This window comes from Pseudomonas sp. Tul2A7, assembly GCF_054790505.1.
The window spans coordinates 4,774,797-4,799,318 of the sequence record NZ_CP186499.1 but is presented as its reverse complement, the minus strand read 5'-3'; the positions used below and the strand labels follow the sequence as shown (position 1 = coordinate 4,799,318).

Here is a 24,522-nt window from a genome sequence, read left to right as displayed (position 1 = left end):
ACCTCCTCTGCTCGACCTCAAACTACAGATCGTCCAAATCGGGAAAGGCAATCCTGCCCAGCGTCCAAGGCTCAACAATCCGGCAATGCACATTGCGCAGAAATGAGCCCCACTCGCTTCGGTTATGGGCATCCGGGCCAGTGACCGTCAGTAACAGATATTCATCCCGAAACGCGTCATAGGCATAGATCAGCCAAAAGTCATTATCAGCGTCGTCAACCAATACAGTGCGGTAATACTGACGATTTATTTTTGCCCATCGCGCTTGCAGTGACGAAGTACTGGCAAGGTGGATATGGTGCATATCGGTCAGATCGAGTCGTTCGTCACGCCCGAAAATCCGGGGTAATTCACCGCACACCTTGTAGTTATAAAAATGTGCAGCGAAGTTTTGCCAATTAGTGATTTGTTCAAAAAGCGCAGAAACCTTGATGGCTGGCATTCAGGCCTACTTTGTAATAGGTAGCCTGCCAGTGATCACAAATTTATCGAACACTTTCTGCCCATCACGCGCGGCTTGCCGAACATCAAGGAATGTCAGCTCATCACGAACTTCCTTTTTGTCAGGTTTGTCGGTCTTTCTGGTGGTGGCCATCGGAGCCTCCGAAGGATGTGTATTCATGCTGACCAGCTTAAGTGATTAAGTTTTGACCGGCAAACGATAGGATCTTGTTTCAAGGCAGACAAGTCGGCGGATTCTTGCAGATCTGTAGGTCATTACACCCAAAATTGTAGTCCGTAAAACTCCTGTATTTAGATCTCATTGCTCGGCAATGCCCATTGGTAAACGTCATCCGGTTATCACGTTTAAAGCACACAAACCGTTACGCCATCCTCCCTACAACACCTTGCGTCGTTACCTACGCGTACGCCAGAATCCGCCGGCTTACACGGCTATGGGCCGGGCTATATCGTTTGCCTGTCACTGCAAAACAGTGATCGGGTTTGGTAGCCCGTCTGTAATAGCCGTGGGACAACACCCTGTGCTGTCTCTTTGTGGAGGCTCAGTTCAATGGTAGTCATGCGTGGGGCTCACTCGTGAGCGCCGGGTTCCTATTGCAGCCGGTCTACCAACCCGCGTATGGCCACCACCCACTCGTTTGGTAGCGAGAGTGATGGCTCCTTAAACTGCGATAGGAGTTTCATCCATGTTCAAAATCACGCCCAACCCACCGCCCACCGATCCAATCACTCACGACCCCGCGCTTGACCCGCAAAAGGTCAAAGAGGCAACCAACCGCGCCCTCGACTACTACCTGCGACCCGAAGCACTGGGCGCTCCGCCAAGCTCTCCCCCGTTTCGCCCCGTCTACCTCGTCGACCCCACGCTGGATGAAGAAACCCTGTTGGTCGAAGCCTGTGAGTCGCTTTCCTACGCCCACTCCATGGCCGGTAACATCGCCAACTCAATAGGCGGCCCGGAGCGCAAACCGCTGCTGGCGCTGCAACAGGTGATCATGCTGAACGAGTTGTTGGTCAACCGACTGCTGGACAAGCTGCGCATCCCGCAGTAACCAATACACGGAATGAGTGAGGGGTCACACCCTCACTTTCGCTCTGCCCCCTCCCGTCGATTGATGAGCAGAACTCATCAAGCCATCCCGATTTAACCGTCTAGTCCCCACCAGTCACCTCGCTTAGTCTTTCCCCCACGCCCAATGGGAGATCGACATGCACAAGCACACACTCGGCATCCGTTCACTCGAAGTATCCGCTCTCGGCTTTGGCTGCATGGGCCTGAGCCATGGTTATCGCCCGACCACGGATACCCGGAGAATCGCAGTGGACGGAGCCTTTCACGATGGCCACTGACACACGCAGCAGCGCAACCCTCCCCGCACTCATGGCGCTCTGCCTGAGCGTTGGCGCGATGTTCAGCCTTACCACCCAAGCAGCCGAGGCACCGAAATCCATGACCACCCCGCAAACCACCGCACAAGCCCTTTCGAACAAACAACAGACGATTCCACTGATTGCTGCGTTCATGGCGACCAGCGACATGCCCAACCTCAACGCGGCACTCAACCAAGGACTCGACGCCGGCCTGACGATCAGCGAAATCCGGGAAATTCTCGTGCAGCTCTACGCATACGTCGGCTTCCCGCGCAGCCTCAATGCCTTGAATGAACTCATGACCGTGGTGCAGGCGCGCAAACAACGCGGCATCGAAGATGCGCCGGGGCGTGAGCCGGGCCGGTCGATTCCAGTCGGGGATGAACTGCTGGCCGCCGGCACCGCGAATCAAACCAAGATCTCGGGCGCCCCGGTCAAAGGCCCGGTGTTCGAGTTCGCTCCAGTGATCAACCGGTACCTGCAAACCCACCTGTTCGGCGACATCTTCGAGCGCGACAACCTCGACTGGCAAAGCCGCGAACTGGCCACCGTCGGCGCGCTGGCAGCGACGCCGGGCGTGGAACCGCAACTGCGCGCGCATATGGCGGCGAGCTTGCGCGTCGGGCTCAGCGCGGCACAGTTGGGCGAAGTCACTGAACAGTTGAAAAAGCACGGGGATGCGCAGACTGCCGAACGTGCTAATGCAGCGCTGAAAGAGGTTGTGGCGGCGTCGAAAAAATGATCGGCGTTCGGGGTTGTGGCGGATGCGCTGATCTACAAACCCTGATGGGTCGCTTCTGCGATCAGCGTCCATACTGTGGCTTTTCAATAATCGGGACACCGCCATGCCCTCCCCCGAATCCAGCCTTTTGCAGAGCTGGCACGACAACGCTGATGCCTGGATCGAGGTGATCCGCAGCGGCGCTATCGAAAGCCGTCAGCAGGTAACCGATCAAGCGGTTCTGCTGGCGATCATGGGCCGGCAGCCGCAGCGCGTACTTGATTTGGGTTGCGGCGAAGGCTGGTTGTTGCGGGCGCTGGCGGATCGCGGGATTGATGCGGTCGGTGTGGATGGCGATGCGCGGCTGGTTGAAGCGGCGCGCCTGGCGGGGGCGGCGCGGGTGCATGTTGCGAGTTACGAAGCGCTGGTCGATGGCAAGGTCGATATCGGTCGCGACTATGACCTGATCTGCGCCAATTTTTCATTGCTGCATCAGGACATCATCCCGTTGCTGGCCGCGATGAACACTTTGCTTAGTCCTGGCGGTGCGTTGGTCATCCAGACATTGCATCCGTGGGCCGTTGCCGCCGGGGATTATCAGGATGGCTGGCGCGAAGAAACCTTCGCGGGATTCAAGGGCCAGTGGCAGCCGATGCCCTGGTATTTCCGCACACTGTCGAGTTGGCTGAATGCGCTCGATATGGCCGGGTTCCGACTGGCCAGCTTACAAGAGCCACAACACCCGCAAAGTCAGTTGCCGCAGTCATTGCTGATGGTTGCCGAGCGCCGCTGAGACTTCAGAAACACCACCCATCATTGTGTGAGCTGGCTTGCCAGCGATGGCGTCGGGTCAGTCAACATTGATGTTGAAGGTGCTGGCCTCATCGCTGGCAAGCCAGCTCCCACAGTGGTTTTGGCTGTGCCAGGAATTTGCGACCACCATACAAACCTGTGGGAGTGAGCCTGCTCGCAATGACGGTATTTCAGGCGACATCAATGTTGAATATCAGACCGCAATCGCTTGCAGGCAAGCTCCCACAGTGGTTTCGGGACCACGGATGCGGTACTGCGCCAGCAGGCGCATGACGCAGCCGATCTTGATCAGGGTCGGGCCGAGGATGGTCAGCGAATGCATAGCCACCAGCAGCGCAATCGGCATCTGACCGTTGTAGAGATAAGCGCCGTAGATGCCGGTCAATTTGACGCAACCTCTAGTCGTTATGACTACGATCTGACGCCCGCTAACTTGTCGATCTACGGCACCGGCAATCGACCAGGGACTGACTACGCTGTTAATCCAGCGTGTCTAACCTGCCGAGGATGACTGCCATGCAACGCTTTCAGAAACTCACGCCCTGCCTGTGGTTCGACGATCAGGCCGAAGCCGCTGCGAAGTTTTACTGCTCGATCTTCGATCACGCGAAAATCACCGGCCTGACCCACTACAGCAAGGTCGGCCAGGAGTTTCACGGCAAGCCGGAAGGTGCGGTGATGACCGTCAGTTTCGAACTCGACGGCCAGACTTTCACCGGGCTCAACGGTGGGCCGATGTTCAAATTCAGCGAGGCGATCTCGTTTCAGGTCAATTGCCAGAATCAGGAAGAAGTCGACCACTTCTGGGGCAATCTGTCCGAGGGTGGCCCTGTCGAAGCCCAGCAATGCGGCTGGCTCAAGGACAAGTTCGGGGTGTCATGGCAGATCGTGCCGGTGGCGTTCATGCACATGATGCTGGACCCGGACACCGCCAAGTCGCAGCGCGCGATGCAGGCCATGTTCACGATGAAAAAACTCGACATTGCCGAACTCGAACGGGCCTTTGCCGGCCAGAGCTAATACACTGGCGCCCTGGCCTGCCGGGAATAACAACGATGAAACACGCTGCCGCCAAAAACCCTGAAAAAGCCCCGCGCTTCTGGCGCGACGCGGCGCTGTCATTCATTGAAGCGCGGGCCATCGCCGATGGTCGCGAGGTCTGCTACGCACGACATTCCCACGCGCATTTTTCCATTGGCGCAATCACCGCCGGGCGCAGCACGTATGTGCATGAGCAGGCACAGTTCGAAGTCGCGGCAGGCACCGTGGTGCTGATGAATCCTGGTGATGTGCATGCGTGCAATCCGATTGATGACCAGCCGTGGTCGTATGTGATGCTGTACGTCGAGACGCCATGGCTGACGGATTTGCAGCATCAGCTGGGCTTCGCCAGTGATCTTGAGTTTCGGCGCTTTTCCACCACTCACCTCGACGATGCTGCGCTGTTCAATGACCTGAATGGGCTTTATGAAACGCTGGTCGACGAACATCAGGATGTGCTGCGCAAACAAAGCGCAGCGGTGGAGTTTTTCAGCGATCTGCAACTGCGCCTCAACCCTGCCGGCCCCTCGCTGCGCGAGCCAAATTTCAAACTGGAACGCGCTGCCGACTTCATCCGCGAACACTGCACCGAGCTGCTGAACCTCGACGACATCTGCGCCGCGGCACAACTGTCACCGTCATACCTGATCCGCGCCTTCAAACAGCATTACGGCATGACGCCCCACGCCTTTGTGGTCAACCAGCGCATCCAGTTCGCCCGCGAGCGTTTGCGCTGCGGCCAGTTGATTGCGGATGTGGCGCTTGAGGCAGGGTTTGCCGATCAGGCGCATTTTCAGCGAGCCTTCAAGCAACATCTGGCGGCCACGCCCGGCCAGTATCGCGGCTGACACTTTCTCTGAAACTCAACACTGCCCCCTGTGGGAGCGAGCCTGCTCGCGAAAGCGGTTTGATCGTTCCCACGCTCTGCGTGGGAACGCAGCCCGGGACGCTCCGCGTCCCTTCCAGAGCCGAACACAGAGCGTCCGTTGAGGCATTCCCACGCGGAGCATGGGAACGATCAATTGCTGGCCAACACATTCAAATATTGACATATCGGTAAATTCCGATATCTTCGCGGCATGAACCTACTCGAAATCTTCAAAGCCCTCTCGAACCGTACACGCCTGGAAATCCTCAAAGGCTTGAAGGATCCCGAGAAACACTTTCCTCCCCAGGATGAGGGTGACGTGCACACCGTGGGCGTTTGCGTCAGCAGTATTCAGGAAGGCGTCGGGCTGTCGCAGTCGACGGTGTCTGACTATCTGGCGACGCTGCAACGCGCCGGCCTGGTGGAAGTCAGGCGCATCGGCCAATGGACCTATTACAAACGCAACGAAGCAGCGATCAGTGCGCTGGCCGAGATCATCGGCAGCGAGCTGTAATTTTTTACCCGATGATATCGAGAATTCCCGATATCCCTTTTTACCGAAACGAGGCAATGCAATGAAAGCGATGATCCTTACTTCATTTGGCGGCGCGCAATCGTTCGAACTGCGCGACGTACCCAAGCCAGTGCCACAAGCGGGCGAAGTCCTGGTACGGGTGCACGCCACCTCCATCAACCCGCTGGATTATCAGGTTCGCCGTGGCGACTATGCCGATCTGGTGCCCCTCCCCGCCATTACCGGGCACGACGTTTCTGGCGTTGTCGAAGCCGTCGGGCCGGGGGTGACGGCGTTCGTGCCGGGTGACGAAGTCTGGTACACCCCGCAGATTTTCGACGGGCCGGGCAGTTATGCCGAGTACCACATCGCGGCGCAAAGCATTGTTGCCAAGAAACCGCCCGCATTGAGTCACCTCGAAGCGGCAAGCCTGAGCCTGGTGGGCGGCACGGCGTGGGAAGCGCTGGTCGTGCGGGCGGCGCTCAGGGTCGGCGAGAGTATTCTGGTTCACGGCGGCGCGGGTGGCGTCGGTCATGTCGCAATCCAACTGGCCAAAGCCATCGGCGCGAAGGTCTTCACCACCGTACGCGAAGCAAATTTCGAGTTCGCCCAGCGCATGGGCGCCGATGTGCTGATCGACTACGAAAAGGAAGATTACGTCGAGGCGATCCTGCGCGAAACCGAGGGCCGCGGCGTCGATGTCGTCTTCGACACCATCGGCGGCAACACTCTGGCGCGCAGCCCCGATGCACTCGCGCAACTGGGCCGCGTGGTATCGATCGTCGACCTTGCCCAGCCACAGAACCTGATTCAGGCCTGGGGCAAGAACGCCAGCTACCACTTCGTTTTCACCCGACAGAATCGCGGCAAACTCGATGAGTTGAGCGCATTGATCGCGAACGGTCAGTTGCGCCCGCACGTTGGCGCGGTCTATGCGCTGGCCGACATCGGTCTCGCCCATGCCTTGCTGGAAACGCCCAACAACGGCGTCCAAGGGAAGATCGCGATTGCTGTCGTGCCGTCACCCGAACTCGCCAATCGCTGAACTCAGTGCAAGGAGAACACCATGATTTATGAGATCGCTTTACTGCCTGTTCACAAAGCACAAACTGCAGCGTTTCGACGCGCGTTTGCCGAGGTCGAGCCGTTGCTCAAACGCGCCAAGGGTTACGGCGGCCACCTGCTCGCGCCAGGAATCGAAACGCCGGAGGTGTTCAATCTGATCGTGCGCTGGCAATCCCTTGAGGATCACACGCCGGGGTTTGAAGCGAGTGAAGACCATCGGCTGTTCATGCTGGGGCTGGAGGATTATTTTGCCGAAGAGCCGAAGGTTTATCACATTGAGGGCGGCGCTTTTCAGCAGCCGTTCGGCTAATAATCTCTCGGCTACCCGCGATCCATTGTAGGAGTGAGCCTGCTCGCGATAGTGGTCTATCAGTCGACATTTATATTGACTGATAGACCACTATCGCGAGCAGGCTCACTCCTACAGGGTTTACGGTAGCAGCAGGTATATCGCGCTAACGGCCAACAACCCCGCCATCACCCGATTGAACCAGCGCATCCCCGCCGCATTGCTCAGATACCCACGCAAAAACGTCCCGGCATACGCCCAGCAGCCGACGGACAGATAACAGATCACCAGATAAACCGCCGCAAACTGCCACACCAGCCGCGCCTCGCCATCGGCGACAAACGCGCCCATACCCGCGACACACGCCAGCCAGGCTTTCGGGTTGAGCCATTGCATCACCGCGCCATAGAGCATCGATGGCGCTCGCCCGGAATCCTTGGCGTTCAACTGTCCATCATCCACAGCCAGTTTCCAAGCCATAAACAGCAGAAACGCCACACCGGCCAGTTGCACCACGCGGGTCATGAATGGCCAGAGTTTCAGCACCTCGTGCAAACCCAGCCCCATCAGCACCAGCAACAACACAAATCCTAACGTGGCCCCGGCAACATGCCGCTGACTGGCGCGAAAACCGAACTGCGCCCCGGAACTCAACGCCACGATGTTCACCGGCCCCGGCGTGATCGACGCCGCCAACGCAAACGCCGCCATCGAAACAATCAGACTCATCGCACACCTGCTTCAAATCGAGGAACAAGGTGCTCACGGTAACGAGCGCCCGATCCTCGGTATTGAAGAAAATGCCCCTGTGATCCTGATCGTTCCCACGCTCTGCGTGGGAATGTAGCCCGGGACGCTCCGCGTCCCTTCCAGAGCCGAACGCAGAGCGTCCGTTGAGGCATTCCCACGCAGAGCGTGGGAACGATCAAACCCCATTCGCGAGCAGGCTCGCTCCCACATTAAAATCTACGCTCAGTCCAGACGCGGCACGGTGAAGCGGAACTCGCTGCCCTGCCCCGGTTCGCTCTCGGCGAAAATCCGCCCGCCGTGGGCTTCGACGATTCCCTGGGTGATGTACAAACCCAGACCCGTGCCGGTCGGGTTGCCCTCTTTCACTGTCCAGTAACGGTCGAACACGTGCGGCAGATGCTCCTTGGGAATACCTTCGCCACTGTCGCGAACAGTGAAGACGATTTCATTGCCGACGGAGGTGGCATGCACGCCCACCCTGCCCAGTCGCGGGGTGAACTTGATCGCGTTGCCGACCAGATTCGACAGCACCTGGAACAGCCGCTCCGGGTCGGCATGAATGCGCAAATCAGGATCGGCGTCGAAGGAAATGCTGATGTCCTTGTCCAGCGCCAGCGGCGCGAGCAGTGCCTGCGCCTCTTCGAACATCTGCCCGACGTCGAGTTTCTGCGGGGTGATGGAGTAGCGTCCGGCATCGATTTTCGAGGTATCGAGCAAATCTTCCAACAGCGTGTTCATGCGTCCGGCAGCCTGCTGCATGGTGTCGATCGCCGTGGAAATGCGCCGCGAAGTGTGCGGGCCGTCCGAGCTGAAGGCCTTCTGCATCATGCCGCAAAGCATCGAGATCACCGTCATCGGGTTACGCAGATCGTGGGAAACCACGGCCACCAGCTCATCGCGGGCGCGTACCGCTTCCTGCTCACGGCGCACCTGCCGGGCCAGATCGTTTTCCAGCGCTGAGCGGCGCAGGTCGTTGGCGGCGAACAAGTCGCCGTGGCTCCACTTGGTGGAGATCCCGGCCATCTCGACCTTCCAGATTTCAAACGAGGTGCGCGGGCGCAAACGCAGGCCGGCGTCGGAGTTTTCCAGGTCCAGTGGCTTGCGCGGATCACCGCTCCAATTGATGTTTTCCTTGACCTCCGGACGAAACCAGAACACGCCGTTGTCGACCGGTTTCGGCAGGCTCATGGCGAGCACGCCGCTGGCCACCTGCTGATACTGCGCGGCCGGCGGGTAGACGCTGGCCAGGTGATGACTGGCGAACACCGCCTCGCCGCTGTCCTGCAACCACTTGTGCAAGGCGCGGATTTCTTCCGGCTCCGGGCAGTTGCCGTAACGGTGCAGTTGTTTGTCTTCAATGATTGCAATGCCACCGGCATTGGTCAGCGCCATCAACGTCTGTGGCTGGTTGGCCAGACCGTCGAAGACATTCTGCGGCGAGTCGATCATCGCCTGATTGAGCAGCGCCAAGGCCTCGACTTTCTCTTCACGCTGGCGGCTGATCTCCAGGGCTTCCATGGCGCTGATCTGCAGTGACAGCACCTGGCCGATGGTCTGGCACGCCGCACGCAACTCATGCGGGACGTGCAGTGGCTGACGATTGCCGCAGCTGATCAGGCCCCAAAGCTTGTCACCCTTGAGCAGGGAAATGCTCATCGACGACAACACGCCCATGTTCTTCATGTACTGACAATGGATCGGCGACACGCTGCGCAGCGTGGCAAAACTCAGGTCCAGCGGCGTGTCCGTGTCCGGGCGCAGCTTTGGCAGCAGCGGCACCGGTTGGTAGTCGGCATTGGGGATGATCCGCAGCCAGTTGGTGCGATACAGCTCGCGCGCCTGTTCGGGAATGTCCGACGCCGGGAAAAACAGGCCATTGAACACTTCCATCGACGGATCGGAGGCTTCGGCGATGACCTGACCGTGGCCCTCCTCCTCGAAACGGTAGATCAACACCCGGTCGTAACCGGTCATGGCCTGGATTTCCTTGACGCTGATGTCGTACAGCGCCTGCAACGTAGTGGCGGCTTGCAGACGCTGGAGCATGCGCCCCAGATGCGTCTGGTTGCCGGCGACGTTGCGCGGCTGGAAATTCTCGACGTGGATTTCCAGCTCCAGAATCAGCACACCTTGATGGCGATGCAGCAAGCCCTCGAACGCGGTGCCGTTGAGCCTGAAGCGCAGCGGCTGCAAGTCGGACAGCGACGGTTGCAGCAAGGCTTCGCGCACTTGTGCCGCTTCGGCGTCGCCGATCAGGCTTTCCAGCGGCTGGCCGATCAGGCTTTGCGGCTCTCGGTCCAGCAGGGGTTCGACGTTGGCGCTGACCTGAATGATCGTCAGCTCAGGTTCGCTCAGTGTCAGCAGCAAACCGTGGGGCTGGATCGCGCCGGGGAAACGAATCGGCTCGTCGGCACAGTTGGCCAGCAGTTCTTCAAAGGCTTCTTTGTCTTGCGGAGTCATGCCAGTACCTCCCGGCTTTCGAGCCAGTGCTCGAAACAGCTGAATGTGGTTTGTGCTGCCGTGACGACAGCGGCGCGCTCGGCGGCGCTCATTGGCCGACTGCCGAGGTATTCGATGAAGTCACGCCAGCGCCGCCCCGTCGCGGCGCCATAGATATCGAGAAAGGCCGCGCCGTTGTCGGCTTCCAGGCCTAATCGTGAAGAGATTTCGCGGCGCAGGATTTGCCCGCCGAGCGTCGCGCCCTCGAGGACGTAGAGCACGCCAAGGCAGGCAGCGCTTGAGTCGATGAGCGGCAACTGCTCGCACTGCGGCAGGCTTTGCAGCGCTGCGGCGGATACGCCCAGCGCGTGCAGATCAGCGCGCAAGGTTGGCGCTTTGAGACGAGGTGTCAGATCAAAATCGGCAGGCATTGCATCGCTGCGTAGCAAAGCGTTTTCCAGCGGTAAATAGAAGCCGTAATAGGCCTTCATCAGCCGCACAAAAGCCTGCGTATCGAGAAGATCGGAGAAAAAGGGAAGGCGTTTTTCCAGTGCGATATGCAGTTCGGCAGTGCCGGCTCGCAGATCTTGCAGCACCGGTGGCACATAAACTTCACGGGCCTTTGCTTGCATGTAGATCGCTCTTGGTGGGGCCGCCTGGGGCCAAACGGGGTGAGTGCAGCGTCGGCGAAATCTTACACGGCTATCGCGGATTCTGACCGGATGGATAGCTTTTTCTGCCGAAACCATCAACCTCTGATTGATTCAGAGTGAAGGCATCTGCAAAAAGTTCGACCGCGATGCCCAACAGCGCCGGGCGCTGTACCGCGACAGCGCTGCGTGACTGTATGGGTCTGGGCGTGTGGGGGCTGTGATAAAAATATCGTTCTCGTTACTGGAGTGCCTTCATGGATTTCGCCACGCTTATCCTGTTTCTTCCGGCCTGTTTCGCCCTGAACATGGCCCCCGGACCGAACAATCTGCTGTCGATCAGCAATGCCACGCGCTATGGCTTTCGCCGCGCCTGCACGGCGGGCATCGGGCGGATTCTGGCGTTCGCCGGGATGATTGCGCTGGCCGGTGCGGGCCTGTCGGTAGTGCTGCAGACCTCGGAATGGCTGTTCCATGCGATCAAGATCGTCGGTGCGGCGTATCTGTTGTATCTGGCCTGGCAGTTGTGGCGGGCCAATCCTGAGGCCGAGCAGCAGGTAAGGGGCGCGACCGTTGGTTTCTTTGCATTGGCGCGGCAGGAGTTTCTGGTGGCGGCGGGCAATCCGAAGGCGATCCTGTTGTTTACCGCGTTTCTGCCGCAGTTCGTCGACCCGGCGCGGCCGGTGCCGGCACAATTTGCGGTGCTGGGCGTGCTGTTTCTGTTGCTGGAGTGGATCGCCATCGGCGCCTACGCGTGGATGGGCCTGCACATGCGCCGCTGGTTCGCCGAGCCGCGTGGCAAACGGATCTTCAATCGTTGCTGCGCAGGCCTGCTGTCGGCGGCGGCTTCGGTGCTGTTGATGGCGAAACGCGCTTAAGCCTCGGACGGGCCTTTGAGTTCGACCTGATTGCCGTCCGGGTCGAAGCAATACAGTGACAAGCCGTAGCCCTCGGCACCGAAGCGGCGGGCGGCTTTTTCGACGCTCAGTCCGTGTGATTGCAAGTGTGTAATGAGCGCCGCTTCATCAAACGGCTCAATGCGCAGGCAAAAGTGATCGACGTTGCGTCGCTCGGCCCCGGCCGCCCCGCCGCCCTTGCGGCCGAGTTCGCCATGCAGGTCGACGAGGTCGATCATCGAAGTGCCGGCGCGCAGATGTATCAGGCCCAGCGGCTCGTTGCGCTTGACCACTTCGACGCCGAAGACCCGGTTGTAGAAGTCGATGCTGCGTTGCAGGTCCGCGACGCGCAGGACGATGTGATCAATGTGTTGGATGGAAAACGGATGCATCGGGTACACCTCAACAAACGGTAGGAGCTGCCGATAGCGGCGATCTGGGATTTTGGGACGCGGAGCGTCCCGGGCTGCATTCCCACGCAAAGCGTGGGAACGATCAAGATCGCAGCCTGCGGCAGCTCCTACACGGTAGTTCAGGGGATTTGAAAATTCACTGTCGATTTTTCGGTGGAGCCATCGACAAACTGGTTTTACTCTCGAGCCATGAACATACAAACCGCTGTCCTGCCGCCCCACGCCGAGATGGTTCGCGCCATGCTCGAACGCGACACTGCCTATGAAGGCGTGTTCTTCACGGCGGTGAAAACCACCGGGATCTTCTGCCGCCCCAGTTGCACGGCGCGCAAGCCGAAACCGGAGAACGTCGAGTTCTTCGCCCATGCCGACGAATGCATGTCGGCCGGCTATCGCGCCTGCCTGCGTTGCAAGCCGCTGGATGCGGCAGCCATTGCTCCGGATTGGGTGCAACGCCTGCTCAATGCCGTGGAAGCCGATCCCGAGGTGCGCTGGAGCGATGCACAACTGCTCGCCGAAGGCATCGAGCCGCTGAAGCTGCGGCGCTGGTTCAAGCAGCATTTCGGCATGACCTTCCATGCCTGGTTGCGCACCCGGCGCTTGGGCATGGCGCTGGGCGGGATCAAGCAAGGCACCTCGATTGATCATGCCGCGTTTGATTCGGGCTATGAGTCACTGAGTGGTTTTCGCGATGCTTTCCAGAAGTCCTTCCACATCACCCCGGGCCGGGCCAAACAGAGTGAACCACTGCTGTTCACCCGGCTGACCACGCCGCTGGGGCCGATGATCGCCATGGCCGAACGCCGTGGACTGGTGTTACTGGAATTTCTCGATCGCCCGGCGCTGACCCGCGAAGTCGAAGAGTTACAGAATCGCTACGGTTACGCAGTCGCGCCGGGGCACAACGCGCATTTGCAGCAGATCGAGCAGCAACTGGCGCAGTATTTCGCTGGCAAGCTGAACACCTTTACTGTACCGCTGCACTTGCCCGGCAGCGAGTTTGCCCGGCAAGTCTGGTCGGCGCTGCTGCAGATCCCCTTCGGCCACACCAGCACCTACGGCGCCATCGCCGCCAGTTTGGGCAAACCCGGCGCCAGTCGCGCGGTCGGTCTGGCCAACGGTCACAATCGGTTATCGATTGTGGTGCCCTGCCATCGGGTGATCGGCGCGGATGGCTCGCTGACCGGCTATGGTGGTGGACAACCGCGCAAAGCGTTTCTGCTGCGGCTGGAAAACGCCGCCGTGCAGCTCACGCAACAACTGGCATTCTGACCAACCGAATCGACTGACAAGAAGGATTTTTGATGAACGCGCTCGCGACGCAGTTTCACCAGTTGCACCAGCAAGGCCTGTTGATTCTGACCAATGTCGCCGACGCCACCGGTGCGCGACTGGTCGAGCACTTGGGCGGTAAAGCGGTGGCCACCAGCAGCGCCGCGGTGGCCTGGGCCCACGGCTATCCGGACGGCAACGCCCTGCCCCTTGAACGGCTGGTGGCGACGGTGGAATCCATCGCCCGGGTGATCAGCATTCCGTTGACCGTGGATGTCGAGGCCGGGTATTCCGATGACCTCGGGCGCGTGGCCGAAGTGCTCGATGCGGTGATCGCGGCGGGTGCCGTCGGCATCAATATCGAGGATGGTTCGGCGGATCCTGAATTGCTCGCGCGCAAGATCGAAGTGGCACGACAGGTTGCCAACAAGCGCGATGTGCAGTTGTTCATCAATGCGCGCACCGATGTCTATCTGAAAAGCCTCGTCCCGGCCGAAGATCGCGTCGCCGAAACCCTGCATCGGGCGGCGCGGTATCAAGCGGCGGGCGCCGATGGCTTGTTCGCGGCGGGTGTCACGTCGGCCTATGAAATCGAGGCCATCTGCAAGGGCACTGCGCTGCCAGTCAACGTGCTGGGTTTCGCTTGCCTGCCTTCGCCTGAAGAACTGCAAGCGCTGGGCGTGCGCCGCTTGAGCGCGGGTTCCGGGATTGCCGAATTCCTCTATGGCGCGATGGGTGGGCTGGTGAAAAGCTTTCTGGCCAGCGGCAAACTCGATACCCATGAGCTCAAGGCCTTCACCTATGGCGAAGTCAACGGCTTGCTGAAATAGCATGGCTGATGCCTATCAAGCGGCCAGCGAGTTTCTGGCCGCGCTTGATGCGGACTGGCAGCGCCATATCGCAGCGGTCGGCCCGTGCCTGCATCAACCGCATCCGGCGCGTGATCCGTATGAGTCGCTGGTGCGGGCGATTGCTTATCAGCAACTGCATGCCAAGGCCGGGGATGCGATTGTCGGGCGGTTGGTGGGGTTGTTTCCCGGTCAGACGTTCCCGCGTCCCGAGCAGATTCTTGCGACGGATTTTGATGGTCTGCGCAGTTGTGGGTTTTCCGCTGGCAAGATTGCGACGATTCAAGGGATTGCCCAAGCGACGCTGGACGGCGTGGTGCCGGATTACGCCACGGCGCTGGCGATGGACGATGAGGCGTTGATTGAACGCCTGGTCAGTTTGCGCGGGGTGGGTCGCTGGACGGTGGAGATGTTGTTGATCTACAGCCTGGAGCGCATGGATATTCTGCCGGCGGATGACTTTGGTGTGCGTGAGGGTTATCGGCGGTTGAAGGGGCTTGAGGTGCAGCCGACGCGCAGGCAGATGGTTGAGATCGGGGTGGCGTGGAGTCCGTATCGGACGGTGGCGGCGTGGTATTTGTGGCGGGTGCCAAAACTGCTGCCCTCACCCTAACCCTCTCCCGGAGGGAGAGGGGACCGATTGGGGGAGATTGGAGATTTACGCCGACTTGAAATAGCGCCTGTGAATCCATGATCGCCAAGACTTCTCAAACCCAGAATAGACAGCCCTCACCCTAGCCCTCTCCCGGAGGTAGAGGGGACTGATTGGGGGCGATTGGAGATTTACGCCGACTTGAAATAGCGCCTGTGAATCCATGATTGCCAAGACTTCTCAAACCCATAATAGACTGCCCCACCCTAGCCCTCTCCCGGAGGGAGAGGGGATCGATTGGGGGAGATTGGAGATTTACGCCGACTTGAAATAGCGCCTGTGAATCCATGATCGCCAAGACTTCTCAAACCCAGAATAGACTGCCCCACCCTAGCCCTCTCCCGGAGGGAGAGGGGACCGATTGGGGGAGATTGGAGATTTACGCCGACTTGAAATAGCGCCTGTGAATCCATGATCGCCAAAACCTGGATCCATAATCGACTCGGTTTTTCAGGTCGATGGATGACGCAAGACAACTCGGTCAGTCCCCTCTCCCTCCGGGAGAGGGTTAGGGTGAGGGGCTTTTGACTGTATCGCACTGTATACCCCGAAGCCGCAGACACACCCAACGCACAATCCCCCACCCCGCCGACACATCCCCGATACACCCCGACGCTGAAATACCCCGGTCGATTCAACTTGTTCAATCCACCGGAGACGCATCATGACCGCCACCCTTTCAACCGCCGTCAAAGGCCTGCACCTGAACCTCGATCGCGCCGGCACCTGGCTCGCCCCGCTGACCCTGCGCCTGTTCATTGCCTGGGAATTCTTCGAATCCGGACTGGAGAAATTCAACGGGCAAAACTGGTTCGAAGACATCCAGGACAAATTCCCCTTCCCCTTCGATCACCTGCCGGCAACGCTGAACTGGGAGCTGTCGATGTGGGCTGAGCTGCTCTGTGCGCTAGCGATTCTGGTCGGCTTTGGCACGCGTATCTCAGCGATTTCGCTGATTGTGGTCACCGTCGTCGCCACCGCCGCGGTGCACTGGCCCGCCGACTGGTCGTCGCTGAGCGAGCTGGCGCAGGGTTATGCGATCACCAATAAAGGCTTTGGCAACTTCAAGTTGCCGGCGATTTACCTTGCGGCGCTGATACCACTGGTGTTCGCCGGCGCTGGCAAGTTGAGCATCGATGCGTGGCTGGCGCAGGTGTTCTGGCGCCGCCACGCTCGCTGAGGCTCAATGCGCGCGATCAAGCCCGACGAGCAAGGCGCTGTCGCGACTGTAGATGTCCGGCGAGTAACGCACGCGGCCACTGCTGTCGACCTGTGCCGTCCAGTAGGTCATCAGGATCGGCACCGGCGCCGACAAGCGAAATTCGTGGGTAGTGCCGGTGGCCAGCAGGGTTTCGGTGCGGGCCTTTTCCGCCGGGGTCAGCAGCAGATCGCGCAGCTGCATCGGGTGCTCGACGCGCACGCAACCGGAGCTGAAGGCCCGCGGGCCTTTTTCGAACAGCGCCTTGCTTGGCGTGTCGTGCAGGTACACCGAGAACGGGTTGGGGAAGCGGATGACCATTTGCCCCAACGGATTGCGCGGTCCGGCGTCCTGACGCAGCAGTATGTTGCCGGGGTTGTCCCAATCGATGTCTGCCGCCGCCAGCGGCTGTCCGTTGGCGTCGAGCACTTGCAGGTTCTGCCGGCTGAGGAAGGTCTGATCCTTGCGGATCTCCGGCAGTTTGTCCTCCTTCCAGATGGTCGGCGGCACGGTCCAGGTCGGATTCAGGGTCAGGCGCGTGACACGGGACTTCAGCAACGGGGTCTGGCGCTCGGCACGGCCGACCTGGGTACGGGTCTGCCATACAGGCACGCCGCCCTGATACAACGTCAGTTCAGCGGCAGCGACGTTGACCAGCAGGCCATTGGGTTCCATGTCCTGGGCCATCCAGCGGAAACGTTCGAGATTGACCCGCAGTTGTTCACGGCGGGTCAGCGGAGTGATGTTGAGTTCGGCAATCGTCCCCGGTCCGACCACGCCATCAGCCTGGAGCGAATGGTTGGCCTGAAAACTCTTCACCGCGTCGACCAGAACGCCGTCATACGCATTGCCGGGCGTACCAATGATCTGAGTCAGATAACCTTCGCTGTACAGACGCTGAGCCAGTTCCGGCACGCGTTGGTCTTCCATGTCCGGGCGCAGCAGCGGCCCGCTGCCCACCGATTGCCATTGCGGCAAGGCTTTGAGCCGTTGCGCCGCGTAGAGCTGACGCAGATCCTGATATTGCGCCAGACGCGGCCGAGCCAGGTCGAACGCAGCGGGAATGTCATGCATGCCCGGTACGGCGATGGCCAACAATTCCGCCTGACGGTCACGCGGGGTGGCATCGGCATGCCACAGCGGTTCGAAGTGCGATTGCAGCAGCAGACCGTAGTGCAAATCCTGCAGGGCCTGGAGATAGTTGCGACTGATGTCGATGTCGGCACACAACTCGCCATCCTGCGGCGCCGTAGTCGCGACGGGATAGCGTTTTGGATTGAGACCATCATCGGCCAACAACTGTAATTGTGCCTGCAACATCGGCAATCGCGCAGATTCACTCGCCCACACCGGCATCCAGTCCTGCTGCTGGTAGAAGGCTTGCAGTTGCGTCAGCGCCGGGCCGTTGAGATGCGCGGCAATCGCCGGGCAAGACTGCGCCAGGCTGATCATTACAGCCTGCAACGGGCTTTGCGGCTCGACCGGCATCTCGGCCGGTGGCGTTGGCAGTGTCTCCAGCGGCGGCAACGGCTCATCGGCACAAGCGACAAACGGCGCAGCGAGCAAACAAATGCTCAAGTAGCATGCGTACTTTTTGAACAACTGCTTTACTCCAATCCATGGCCGTCCAGATGATGGCCAACCTTACATCAGGTGCGCTGAACAGTCAGGCTCGATCTGCGGGCTTGCGGGTTACGACTGGACGTCAGGAGCCAAAGTGCCAAATAAGTAGCAAGTGAGGACACTTTATAAAATGTTGACGTTTTTGCGCCGACTTCTGCTGACTGCCACCGCTCTCGTCGTGACCAGTCCCGTTTTTGCCGCCGGCAAACCCTCGCCGGTTCTCTACACCAGCCTCGCGCACGCCGCGCCAGAACTCAATCCCCAGGCGCTGAAAGGTGCGTTGAACGCCATGCAATGCGCGGTCAACAACGGTGCGAAACCGTCCCGCCATCTGGCGATCATCGACTATTCGCAGCCATCCACCGAACGCCGTCTGTGGATCTTCGACCTCAGCAAAAAGAAATTGGTGCTGCGCGATCTGGTTGCCCACGGTTCCAACTCCGGGGAAAACTTCGCCACGCAGTTTTCCAATGTCGAAGGCAGTTACCAGTCCAGCCTGGGCCTGTTCCGCACCCAGGAAAGCTACAGCGGCACCCACGGTTATTCGCTGCGCATGGACGGTCTGGAGCCGGGTTTCAATGACCTGGCCCGCGATCGCGCGATCGTCATTCACGCCGCCAGTTATGTGAACCCGTTGTGGAGCAAGAAACAGGGGCGCATCGGCCGCAGCCAGGGTTGCCCGGCAGTAAGGCCACAGATTGCCAAGCAGGTAATCGATCGTCTGAAGAATGGCCAGTTCATGTTTTCGTGGTATCCGGATCAGCGCTGGCTGAAGTCCTCGCCGTATCTGAACTGCCAGCCGCAGCAAGTGGCGAGCATTCTCAATACCCACGCGAGCTGACCGACCACCACAAATCCCCTGTAGGAGTGAGCCTGCTCGCGATAGCGGTGTGTCAGCCAACACAGATGGTGCCTGACACACCGCTATCGCGAGCAGGCTCACTCCTACATTTGATCTCTGTCAGCCCCACGTTTCATTACAACTTTGTCATTCAGCTGTCGGTTTGCCGTGCGGATCGCTCGGTAGCCTGAAGTTGTCCCGGCGCCAATGCCGATCAACTTTGACCACTGAGTGACTGACCATGAAAAGCCTCCTGCTCGCCTTCACCGCCCTCCTCGCCACCGGCAGCGTGTTCGCCGCGAACATGCCCGACACCGCTGTGATCCATGACAAATCTGGCTTCTACGTCCATCTGGATGTCGACAAAGTCCTGTCCAGCACCGATATTTCACAAGCGTGTGGCGTGGTCCCGGCGCAATTGAATTACCTCGACCATCAAGGCCGCGAACATGTGCTGGACTATCAGGTACAAGGCAGCGGCTGCATCAATGACCATTGAGGCTGATCGATGAATATTCTGGTTGTCGAAGACGAACCCAAGGCGGGCAATTACCTGCTCAACGGTTTGCAGGAACTGGGTTACAGCGTCAGCCTCGCCCGCGACGGTGCCGACGGTCTGCACCTGGCGCTGGAACACAGTTTCGATGTGATCGTGCTCGATGTGATGATGCCGAAAATGGATGGCTGGGAAGTCCTGCGCCGGTTGCGCAAGGAAGCTGACACGCCGGTGCTGTTTCTCACCGCCCGCGACGACATCGCCGACCGCGTCAAAGGTCTCGAACTGGGTGCCGACGATTACCTGATCAAGCCGTTTTCCTTCGCCGAACTGGTGGCGCGCCTGCGCACCCTGACTCGACGCGGGCCGATCCATGAAGACGAACAGCTGCAAGTGGCTGATCTGCAGATCGACGTGCTCAAACGCCGCGTGACGCGCGCCGGGGTGCGCATCACCCTGACCAACAAGGAGTTTGCGTTGCTGCAGTTGTTCGCCACGCATACCGGGCAGGTCCTCGCCCGTTCGCTGATTGCTTCGCGGGTCTGGGACATGAATTTCGACAGCGACACCAACGTCGTCGATGTCGCGGTGCGCCGCTTGCGGGCGAAGATCGATGACCCGTTCCAGCTCAAGCTGATCCACAGCGTGCGTGGCATCGGCTATCGCTTCGATACGCAGCCATGAGCGGCCATCGCCCTTATTCGCTGACCTTGCGCCTGGCGCTGGTGTTCGCCCTGCTCGCCTTCGCCTCTCTGGCCGGCCTCGGTGCCGCGCTGTACAACGAACTGGAGCAACAGTTGATCCGCCGTGATGACACCGCGCTGGTCAGTCGCGTCGATCAATTGCGCACGTTCCTCAACGACAGCAACACCCTGGAGCTGATCAAGAACAAACCGGCGCTGTTCCAGAACATGCTCGGCAACCGCGAAGCACTGCTGACCATCGGCGCGCCGGGGCAACCGCCGCTGCTGGTGGTCAACCCGGGCAATCTGAACACGCCGACGTTGCCGGCGGTGCCCATTAACCAAGCGCTGACGCTGAAAGACGTGCAGCACCTGCCGAATGTCGACGGTGTGCCGTTTTCGGCGGTGGCGGCAAGTATCGATTCCGGTGAACTGGGCAACCTGCAAGTCACCACCGGGCGCCTGATGAGCGAGCGCACGGCGATGCTCGCCAACTACAGTTTGAGTGTTTATGGCCTCGCTTCGCTGGCGGCGTTGTTGCTGGCGGTGGTCGGTTGTTTGCTGGTGTATCGCGGATTGTTGCCATTGCGGCGACTGGCGAAACACGCCCACGGTATTGGCGTCGGCAACCTTGGTGAACGCCTCGCCAGCAGCGGTGCGCCACAAGAATTGCAGCCGATGATCGAAGCGTTCAATGCCATGCTCGACCGCCTCGCCAAGGGCTTTGCGCAGTTGAGTCAGGTGTCCACCGACATGGCCCATGAACTGCGCACGCCGATCAACAACCTGCTCGGCGAAACCCAGGTTGCGCTGCAGCAGAACCGCAGCAGCGAGGACTATCAACAGCTGCTCGCCTCCAACGTCGAAGAGCTGGAACGCCTGACGCGGATGCTCGACAACATGCTGTTTCTGGCGCGCACCGATCCGGCCAGTGCCCTGAGTCAGCGTCAGGAGCTGGACGCGGCGGATGAAATGCAGCGCATTGCCGATTACTTTGAAGGCCTCGCGGCGGATGTCGGCGTGAGCATTGAGGCGCGCGGCAGCGGTGTGATCTGGGCCGAGCCGATGCTGTTGCGCCGCGCGTTGGCCAACCTGTGTGCCAATGCGATCAAGTACGGTGCGGCGAATTCGACGGTGCAGGTGGAGGCGATTGCCGAGCCGCAGGGTAGTTATTTGCGGGTGCGCAACTACGGCACAACCATCGCGCCTGAGCACTTGGCGCGGCTGTTCGAACGCTTCTACCGTGTCGATCAGTCACGCGAGCGTTCGGCGCAATCCAATGGTCTGGGCCTTTCGATCGTGGCAACCATCATGCAGTTGCATCAGGGCCGGTACAGCGCCAGCAGTGCCGATGGCATCACCTGCTTCGAACTGTTCTTCCCGGCCCGGCAATCTCGGGACTGAACATCACCACTTTTCCCCTGTGGGAGCGAGCCTGCTCGCGAAAGCGGTGTATCAATCACTGGAGATGTTGCCTGTGTCGACCTCTTCGCGAGCAGGCTCGCTCCCACAGTTGAACTGCGCTCGGCTGATGATCAACGCCATGAGCATCAACGCCACCGCTACGCCAAAAGTGATGTGCAAGCCGCTAGCAATGGCCGTAGCCGGCGCCTGCGTCGGATCGCCCGCTGCCAGCGCAAATACCGCGCCCATTACTGCCGCCCCGGTGATCAAGCCGAGGTTGCGCGCCAGACCGAGCATCGCCGAAACCACACCACGCTGCTCCTGACGAACGCCGGCCATCAATCCGGTGTTGTTGGCTGCCTGAAACAACGCATAACTGATGGCGACCACGGTGATCGGCAACAAATACCCAGGCAGCCCCAGATTCATTGGCAACAGCGCCAACAAAGCGCAGCCGCAAGCCATGGCGAACAATGCACCCGGCACGATCCGCCGCGCGCCGAAGCGATCCACCAGACGTCCAGCTGGCACACCGCCAAACGCAGACAACAACGGCCCGACCGATAATGCCAAGCCGACCACGGCGCTGTTGAGGCCCAATCCGCGACTCAGGTAAAACGGTCCCACCACCAGCGTGGTCATCATCACGGTTGTCACCAGCAGGGTCAGCGCCAGGCTGCTGCTCAATCGCCGGTCAGCGAACAGCGACAAGCGAATCAGCGGCGCCTTGGCCTTCTTCTCGACCACGACGAACAACCCGAGTCCGCACAGGCTGGCCAGCAACAACGGCAACGTGAAACCTTCGAGCGTCATTGCCAGCGCATAGGCTGCCAGCGTGAAAACCAGCACCGCGCTGCCAGAATAATCGAACGCCATGCGCCGCCCTGCTGCCCGATCCGCCGGCAAATAGCGGTACACCAGCCACGCATTGAGCATGCCCAACGGCACGTTGAGCAGAAAAATTGCCTGCCAGCCGACATGCGTCATCAACAGCCCGCCCAGCGACGGCCCAAGACTGGTGCCCGTCGCCGACATCGTTGCCAGCAAGCCCATCGCACTGCCCGCCCGCGCCTTGGGTACCGCGTCGGCCACCAACGCCACCGTCAAGGCGAACATGATCGCCGCGCCAACGCCTTGCACCGCCCGTGCGCCGATCAACCAGGCAAGTCCAGGTGCCAGCGCACAGGCCAGTGAAGCGCTGGTGAAAATGCCGATCCCGATCAACAGCAATCGACGCCGACCAAAGCCATCGCCCAACCGCCCGACACTGACAATCAAAGTGGTGATCGCCAGCAGGTAGGCGAGCACGATCCATTGCACTTGCTGAAACGTCGCCTCGAATGCGGTCGCGAGGATCGGCAACCCGGCGTTGGCAATGCTGGTGTCCAGTGACGGCATCAACATCGACAAGGCCAGGCTGGTCAGCGCCCAGCGGGCGGGAGTGCTCAGGGGGGCTCGGGACATGGGAGGCTCGCAGCGCAAAAGTGATCTGCCATAGCCTGAGCCTCGACAAGACAAGGCGCAAGACGCATGCTTTGCACTCAATACCTGCATGGAACGCCATGTCATGACCACGCCGGACCTGAACCTGCTGATCACCCTCGACGTGTTACTGCGCGAAGGCAGCGTCGCCCGCGCCGCCAAATGCCTGCGGCTGAGCCCGTCAGCCATGAGCCGCGCCCTCGCCCGTCTGCGCGAAACCACGGGCGATCCGCTGTTGGTGCGCGCCGGTCGGGGCCTGGTACCAACGCCGCGCGCACTGGAACTGCGCGAACGGGTCAGTCATCTGGTGCAGGACGCCGAAGCGGTTTTACGACCTACCGAAGTGCTCGACCCCGGCCGCTTGCAACGCACCTTCACCCTGCGCAACACCGACGGTTTTGTCGAAACCTTTGCTGCCGCCCTGCTCGCGCGCATCGCTGAAGAAGCGCCCGGCGTGCGTCTGCGTTTTGTGCAGAAAGCCGACAAGGACAGCACGCCGCTGCGCGAAGGTCGCGTCGATCTGGAAACCGGCGTGGTCGATGACAGCACCGACCCGACGCTGCACAGCCGCATCCTGTTTCAGGATCAGTGGATCGGTGTGGTACGTGAGGGGCATGCCTTGAGCGCGGGGAAAATCACCAGCAAACGCTTCGCCGGCGGCCAGCACATTCTCATTTCACGACGCGGGCGCAGCAGCGGCCCGGTGGACGAAGCGTTACTCGCTGTGGGACTGACACGGGACATCGTCACTTCATTCGGTGGATTCTCGGCGGCGCTGACGCTGGTGCGTGAATCAGACCTGATCGCCACGGTCCCGCAGCGTCATACCAGCAAACTGCGTACGGGCCTGCACAGTTTCGCCCTGCCCTTCGCGATGCCGGACATCAGTGTGTCGATGCTCTGGCACCCGCGCATGGATGCCGACCCGGCGCATCGCTGGTTGCGCGATTGTGTACGGCAAGTCTGCGCCTAACGCGCGTCGCCACCAGCAGGTTTGTAGAAGAGAAACTTTTTCGTTTCAGCCGTTCTGCGGTACTCCTTGGCCCAGCTCGGATGCACATTGCGGTCGTGGAAATACAGCGCGCCGTTGGTGCGATCCTTGAGTTGGCGGTTCAGCGCTTTGCGGGCGATATCCTTGGCCAGCGTGTATTCGGCATCCTCCTTGACCTGATCCGGACGCCCGTCGCACCACCAGGAAAACTGGCAGCTCTTGGTTTCCGAACCCTGTTTGACGACGGCGCAAATGTTGTCGGGAAAGCCTTCGTGGCCAAGGCGATTCATCACCACACTGGCCACGGCTTCCATTTCCGGAGTGTCCTTTCCCTTGGCTTCCCAATAGATGCTGCGCGCCAGACAAGTGATCGGATCGTCCAGCGGCGCGGCACCGGCCGGGTCGACCGCCTGCACTTCGGTCGGGGTGATGGCTTCGGCTTTCGGTGCCGGTGCGGCGCTGACCTTGTCCGCCGCTTTCTCTTCCAGCACTTGGGCTTTTTCTTCAGCCTTCGCTTTGATCGGGGCCTGATCGGTGGCCCAGACTGCGCCTGCCAACAGGGTCAATACAAGACAACCAGCCAAGCCTTTCAATCCCATGTCTGTTCTTCCGGCAGCGCCCGAGTCGGGCAAGGGGTTACGTCGGGGAGACACCCGGTTTCCGGGCTCTTCGGTGAGTGTAGACGGCAAAACCAGAGGCAAAGTTGCGCAGAAAAACCGCTGAATGAAGAAAAAAGACAT

28 protein-coding genes are annotated in these 24,522 nt (G+C 60.1%); 18 read left to right on the top strand and 10 right to left on the bottom strand.

Features of this window, described 5'->3' with window-relative positions:
• Nucleotides 1-22: 22 nt before the first annotated feature.
• Together ACOYXJ_RS21595 and ACOYXJ_RS21590 are read right to left on the bottom strand one after the other, a co-directional pair.
• Nucleotides 23-442 carry a type II toxin-antitoxin system YafO family toxin gene (locus ACOYXJ_RS21595; RefSeq protein WP_460371338.1) on the bottom strand — a complete coding sequence of 140 codons (420 nt, stop codon included), beginning with the start codon at nt 440-442 and terminating at the stop codon, nt 23-25.
• Between the two features lie 6 nt (nt 443-448).
• Nucleotides 449-595, bottom strand: a complete 147-nt coding sequence (locus ACOYXJ_RS21590) for a hypothetical protein (RefSeq protein WP_162835975.1) — start codon at nt 593-595, stop codon at nt 449-451.
• 553 nt (nt 596-1,148) lie between these two features.
• Here ACOYXJ_RS21590 and ACOYXJ_RS21585 point away from each other — a divergent pair.
• The 3 genes from ACOYXJ_RS21585 (at nt 1,149) to ACOYXJ_RS21575 (ending at nt 3,347) form a co-directional block, all read left to right on the top strand.
• Nucleotides 1,149-1,514: a DUF6124 family protein gene (locus ACOYXJ_RS21585; RefSeq protein WP_460371337.1), complete on the top strand. Its 366-nt coding sequence runs from the start codon at nt 1,149-1,151 to the stop codon at nt 1,512-1,514.
• 287 nt (nt 1,515-1,801) lie between these two features.
• Nucleotides 1,802-2,575 carry a carboxymuconolactone decarboxylase family protein gene (locus ACOYXJ_RS21580; protein WP_460371336.1) on the top strand — a complete coding sequence of 258 codons (774 nt, stop codon included), beginning with the start codon at nt 1,802-1,804 and terminating at the stop codon, nt 2,573-2,575.
• Nucleotides 2,576-2,678: 103 nt separating this feature from the next.
• Nucleotides 2,679-3,347, top strand: a complete 669-nt coding sequence (locus ACOYXJ_RS21575; protein WP_460371335.1) for a class I SAM-dependent methyltransferase — start codon at nt 2,679-2,681, stop codon at nt 3,345-3,347.
• Between the two features lie 213 nt (nt 3,348-3,560).
• Here ACOYXJ_RS21575 and ACOYXJ_RS21570 read toward each other — a convergent pair whose 3' ends face one another.
• Nucleotides 3,561-3,752, bottom strand: a complete 192-nt coding sequence (locus ACOYXJ_RS21570; RefSeq protein ID WP_460371334.1) for a hypothetical protein — start codon at nt 3,750-3,752, stop codon at nt 3,561-3,563.
• A gap of 131 nt (nt 3,753-3,883) precedes the next feature.
• Here ACOYXJ_RS21570 and ACOYXJ_RS21565 point away from each other — a divergent pair, with 131 nt between their 5' ends.
• The 5 genes from ACOYXJ_RS21565 (at nt 3,884) to ACOYXJ_RS21545 (ending at nt 7,165) form a co-directional block, all read left to right on the top strand.
• A complete protein-coding gene (locus ACOYXJ_RS21565; protein ID WP_150794962.1) occupies nt 3,884-4,387 on the top strand; it encodes a VOC family protein in 504 nt (167 codons plus the stop codon).
• 35 nt (nt 4,388-4,422) lie between these two features.
• Nucleotides 4,423-5,256, top strand: a complete 834-nt coding sequence (locus ACOYXJ_RS21560; RefSeq protein WP_460371333.1) for a helix-turn-helix transcriptional regulator — start codon at nt 4,423-4,425, stop codon at nt 5,254-5,256.
• 231 nt (nt 5,257-5,487) lie between these two features.
• On the top strand, nt 5,488-5,790 hold the full coding sequence (locus tag ACOYXJ_RS21555; RefSeq protein ID WP_160058436.1) for an ArsR/SmtB family transcription factor: 303 nt from the start codon (nt 5,488-5,490) through the stop codon (nt 5,788-5,790).
• Between the two features lie 61 nt (nt 5,791-5,851).
• Nucleotides 5,852-6,835 (top strand): zinc-dependent alcohol dehydrogenase family protein, encoded by a 984-nt coding sequence (locus tag ACOYXJ_RS21550; protein WP_460371332.1) that lies wholly within the window; start codon nt 5,852-5,854, stop codon nt 6,833-6,835.
• 21 nt (nt 6,836-6,856) lie between these two features.
• Complete coding sequence (locus ACOYXJ_RS21545) at nt 6,857-7,165, top strand: antibiotic biosynthesis monooxygenase family protein (RefSeq protein ID WP_460371331.1); 309 nt, start codon at nt 6,857-6,859, stop codon at nt 7,163-7,165.
• 120 nt (nt 7,166-7,285) lie between these two features.
• Here ACOYXJ_RS21545 and ACOYXJ_RS21540 read toward each other — a convergent pair whose 3' ends face one another.
• The 3 genes from ACOYXJ_RS21540 to ACOYXJ_RS21530 form a co-directional block, all read right to left on the bottom strand.
• Nucleotides 7,286-7,873, bottom strand: a complete 588-nt coding sequence (locus ACOYXJ_RS21540; RefSeq protein ID WP_460371330.1) for a LysE family translocator — start codon at nt 7,871-7,873, stop codon at nt 7,286-7,288.
• Between the two features lie 243 nt (nt 7,874-8,116).
• Complete coding sequence (locus ACOYXJ_RS21535; RefSeq protein ID WP_460371329.1) at nt 8,117-10,354, bottom strand: ATP-binding protein; 2,238 nt, start codon at nt 10,352-10,354, stop codon at nt 8,117-8,119.
• Entirely contained in the window at nt 10,351-10,965 is a 615-nt protein-coding gene (locus ACOYXJ_RS21530; RefSeq protein ID WP_460372996.1) for a biliverdin-producing heme oxygenase, read from the bottom strand. The genes ACOYXJ_RS21535 and ACOYXJ_RS21530 overlap by 4 nt, the downstream gene beginning before the upstream one ends.
• A 275-nt stretch (nt 10,966-11,240) precedes the next feature.
• Between ACOYXJ_RS21530 and ACOYXJ_RS21525 the strand changes: the two genes are divergently transcribed.
• Nucleotides 11,241-11,861: a LysE family translocator gene (locus tag ACOYXJ_RS21525; RefSeq protein ID WP_460371328.1), complete on the top strand. Its 621-nt coding sequence runs from the start codon at nt 11,241-11,243 to the stop codon at nt 11,859-11,861.
• Here the strand turns inward: ACOYXJ_RS21525 and ACOYXJ_RS21520 are convergent.
• Nucleotides 11,858-12,271 (bottom strand): VOC family protein, encoded by a 414-nt coding sequence (locus ACOYXJ_RS21520; RefSeq protein ID WP_460371327.1) that lies wholly within the window; start codon nt 12,269-12,271, stop codon nt 11,858-11,860. The genes ACOYXJ_RS21525 and ACOYXJ_RS21520 overlap by 4 nt on opposite strands.
• A 210-nt stretch (nt 12,272-12,481) precedes the next feature.
• Here ACOYXJ_RS21520 and ACOYXJ_RS21515 point away from each other — a divergent pair, with 210 nt between their 5' ends.
• The 4 genes from ACOYXJ_RS21515 (at nt 12,482) to ACOYXJ_RS21500 (ending at nt 16,244) form a co-directional block, all read left to right on the top strand.
• Nucleotides 12,482-13,564 carry a bifunctional transcriptional activator/DNA repair enzyme AdaA gene (locus tag ACOYXJ_RS21515; protein WP_460371326.1) on the top strand — a complete coding sequence of 361 codons (1,083 nt, stop codon included), beginning with the start codon at nt 12,482-12,484 and terminating at the stop codon, nt 13,562-13,564.
• A gap of 32 nt (nt 13,565-13,596) precedes the next feature.
• Entirely contained in the window at nt 13,597-14,394 is a 798-nt protein-coding gene (locus tag ACOYXJ_RS21510; protein ID WP_460371325.1) for an isocitrate lyase/PEP mutase family protein, read from the top strand.
• Between the two features lies 1 nt (nt 14,395).
• Nucleotides 14,396-15,025, top strand: coding sequence for a DNA-3-methyladenine glycosylase family protein (locus tag ACOYXJ_RS21505; RefSeq protein ID WP_150794951.1), 630 nt, complete (start codon nt 14,396-14,398; stop codon nt 15,023-15,025).
• A 703-nt stretch (nt 15,026-15,728) separates the two neighbouring features.
• Nucleotides 15,729-16,244: an HvfX family Cu-binding RiPP maturation protein gene (locus ACOYXJ_RS21500; protein ID WP_150794950.1), complete on the top strand. Its 516-nt coding sequence runs from the start codon at nt 15,729-15,731 to the stop codon at nt 16,242-16,244.
• 3 nt (nt 16,245-16,247) lie between these two features.
• Here the strand turns inward: ACOYXJ_RS21500 and ACOYXJ_RS21495 are convergent, their stop codons facing one another.
• A complete protein-coding gene (locus ACOYXJ_RS21495) occupies nt 16,248-17,864 on the bottom strand; it encodes a L,D-transpeptidase family protein (RefSeq protein WP_150794949.1) in 1,617 nt (538 codons plus the stop codon).
• A gap of 151 nt (nt 17,865-18,015) precedes the next feature.
• Between ACOYXJ_RS21495 and ACOYXJ_RS21490 the strand changes: the two genes are divergently transcribed.
• The 4 genes from ACOYXJ_RS21490 to ACOYXJ_RS21475 all read left to right on the top strand — a co-directional run bounded on the left by ACOYXJ_RS21490 (nt 18,016) and on the right by ACOYXJ_RS21475 (nt 21,309).
• Nucleotides 18,016-18,726, top strand: a complete 711-nt coding sequence (locus ACOYXJ_RS21490) for a murein L,D-transpeptidase catalytic domain family protein (protein WP_460371324.1) — start codon at nt 18,016-18,018, stop codon at nt 18,724-18,726.
• A 241-nt stretch (nt 18,727-18,967) separates the two neighbouring features.
• The gene (locus ACOYXJ_RS21485) at nt 18,968-19,225 is read left to right on the top strand and encodes a DUF2790 domain-containing protein (protein ID WP_150794947.1); all 258 of its coding nucleotides are present in this window, start codon (nt 18,968-18,970) and stop codon (nt 19,223-19,225) included.
• A 9-nt stretch (nt 19,226-19,234) separates the two neighbouring features.
• Entirely contained in the window at nt 19,235-19,906 is a 672-nt protein-coding gene (locus ACOYXJ_RS21480; RefSeq protein WP_016985270.1) for a heavy metal response regulator transcription factor, read from the top strand.
• On the top strand, nt 19,903-21,309 hold the full coding sequence (locus ACOYXJ_RS21475) for a heavy metal sensor histidine kinase (protein WP_460371323.1): 1,407 nt from the start codon (nt 19,903-19,905) through the stop codon (nt 21,307-21,309). Before ACOYXJ_RS21480 ends, ACOYXJ_RS21475 begins: the two co-directional genes overlap by 4 nt.
• A 51-nt stretch (nt 21,310-21,360) precedes the next feature.
• Here the strand turns inward: ACOYXJ_RS21475 and ACOYXJ_RS21470 are convergent, their stop codons facing one another.
• The gene (locus ACOYXJ_RS21470) at nt 21,361-22,773 is read right to left on the bottom strand and encodes an MFS transporter (RefSeq protein ID WP_460371322.1); all 1,413 of its coding nucleotides are present in this window, start codon (nt 22,771-22,773) and stop codon (nt 21,361-21,363) included.
• Between the two features lie 103 nt (nt 22,774-22,876).
• Here ACOYXJ_RS21470 and ACOYXJ_RS21465 point away from each other — a divergent pair, with 103 nt between their 5' ends.
• Nucleotides 22,877-23,764, top strand: a complete 888-nt coding sequence (locus ACOYXJ_RS21465; protein ID WP_460371321.1) for a LysR family transcriptional regulator — start codon at nt 22,877-22,879, stop codon at nt 23,762-23,764.
• Here the strand turns inward: ACOYXJ_RS21465 and ACOYXJ_RS21460 are convergent.
• Nucleotides 23,761-24,381 (bottom strand): cell wall hydrolase, encoded by a 621-nt coding sequence (locus ACOYXJ_RS21460; RefSeq protein ID WP_460371320.1) that lies wholly within the window; start codon nt 24,379-24,381, stop codon nt 23,761-23,763. The genes ACOYXJ_RS21465 and ACOYXJ_RS21460 overlap by 4 nt on opposite strands.
• Between the last annotated feature and the right edge of the window lie 141 nt (nt 24,382-24,522).

Bases quoted from the DNA above. Each gene is read 5' to 3' on its own strand.
- ACOYXJ_RS21595 (WP_460371338.1), bottom strand. From the start codon at position 442: ATGCCAGCCATCAAGGTTTCTGCGCTTTTTGAACAAATCACTAATTGG.
- ACOYXJ_RS21590 (WP_162835975.1), bottom strand. From the start codon at position 595: ATGGCCACCACCAGAAAGACCGACAAACCTGACAAAAAGGAAGTTCGT.
- ACOYXJ_RS21585 (WP_460371337.1), top strand. From the start codon at position 1,149: ATGTTCAAAATCACGCCCAACCCACCGCCCACCGATCCAATCACTCAC.
- ACOYXJ_RS21580 (WP_460371336.1), top strand. From the start codon at position 1,802: ATGGCCACTGACACACGCAGCAGCGCAACCCTCCCCGCACTCATGGCG.
- ACOYXJ_RS21575 (WP_460371335.1), top strand. From the start codon at position 2,679: ATGCCCTCCCCCGAATCCAGCCTTTTGCAGAGCTGGCACGACAACGCT.
- ACOYXJ_RS21565 (WP_150794962.1), top strand. From the start codon at position 3,884: ATGCAACGCTTTCAGAAACTCACGCCCTGCCTGTGGTTCGACGATCAG.
- ACOYXJ_RS21560 (WP_460371333.1), top strand. From the start codon at position 4,423: ATGAAACACGCTGCCGCCAAAAACCCTGAAAAAGCCCCGCGCTTCTGG.
- ACOYXJ_RS21555 (WP_160058436.1), top strand. From the start codon at position 5,488: ATGAACCTACTCGAAATCTTCAAAGCCCTCTCGAACCGTACACGCCTG.
- ACOYXJ_RS21550 (WP_460371332.1), top strand. From the start codon at position 5,852: ATGAAAGCGATGATCCTTACTTCATTTGGCGGCGCGCAATCGTTCGAA.
- ACOYXJ_RS21545 (WP_460371331.1), top strand. From the start codon at position 6,857: ATGATTTATGAGATCGCTTTACTGCCTGTTCACAAAGCACAAACTGCA.
- ACOYXJ_RS21540 (WP_460371330.1), bottom strand. From the start codon at position 7,873: ATGAGTCTGATTGTTTCGATGGCGGCGTTTGCGTTGGCGGCGTCGATC.
- ACOYXJ_RS21535 (WP_460371329.1), bottom strand. From the start codon at position 10,354: ATGACTCCGCAAGACAAAGAAGCCTTTGAAGAACTGCTGGCCAACTGT.
- ACOYXJ_RS21530 (WP_460372996.1), bottom strand. From the start codon at position 10,965: ATGCAAGCAAAGGCCCGTGAAGTTTATGTGCCACCGGTGCTGCAAGAT.
- ACOYXJ_RS21525 (WP_460371328.1), top strand. From the start codon at position 11,241: ATGGATTTCGCCACGCTTATCCTGTTTCTTCCGGCCTGTTTCGCCCTG.
- ACOYXJ_RS21520 (WP_460371327.1), bottom strand. From the start codon at position 12,271: ATGCATCCGTTTTCCATCCAACACATTGATCACATCGTCCTGCGCGTC.
- ACOYXJ_RS21515 (WP_460371326.1), top strand. From the start codon at position 12,482: ATGAACATACAAACCGCTGTCCTGCCGCCCCACGCCGAGATGGTTCGC.
- ACOYXJ_RS21510 (WP_460371325.1), top strand. From the start codon at position 13,597: ATGAACGCGCTCGCGACGCAGTTTCACCAGTTGCACCAGCAAGGCCTG.
- ACOYXJ_RS21505 (WP_150794951.1), top strand. From the start codon at position 14,396: ATGGCTGATGCCTATCAAGCGGCCAGCGAGTTTCTGGCCGCGCTTGAT.
- ACOYXJ_RS21500 (WP_150794950.1), top strand. From the start codon at position 15,729: ATGACCGCCACCCTTTCAACCGCCGTCAAAGGCCTGCACCTGAACCTC.
- ACOYXJ_RS21490 (WP_460371324.1), top strand. From the start codon at position 18,016: ATGTTGACGTTTTTGCGCCGACTTCTGCTGACTGCCACCGCTCTCGTC.
- ACOYXJ_RS21485 (WP_150794947.1), top strand. From the start codon at position 18,968: ATGAAAAGCCTCCTGCTCGCCTTCACCGCCCTCCTCGCCACCGGCAGC.
- ACOYXJ_RS21480 (WP_016985270.1), top strand. From the start codon at position 19,235: ATGAATATTCTGGTTGTCGAAGACGAACCCAAGGCGGGCAATTACCTG.
- ACOYXJ_RS21475 (WP_460371323.1), top strand. From the start codon at position 19,903: ATGAGCGGCCATCGCCCTTATTCGCTGACCTTGCGCCTGGCGCTGGTG.
- ACOYXJ_RS21470 (WP_460371322.1), bottom strand. From the start codon at position 22,773: ATGTCCCGAGCCCCCCTGAGCACTCCCGCCCGCTGGGCGCTGACCAGC.
- ACOYXJ_RS21465 (WP_460371321.1), top strand. From the start codon at position 22,877: ATGACCACGCCGGACCTGAACCTGCTGATCACCCTCGACGTGTTACTG.
- ACOYXJ_RS21460 (WP_460371320.1), bottom strand. From the start codon at position 24,381: ATGGGATTGAAAGGCTTGGCTGGTTGTCTTGTATTGACCCTGTTGGCA.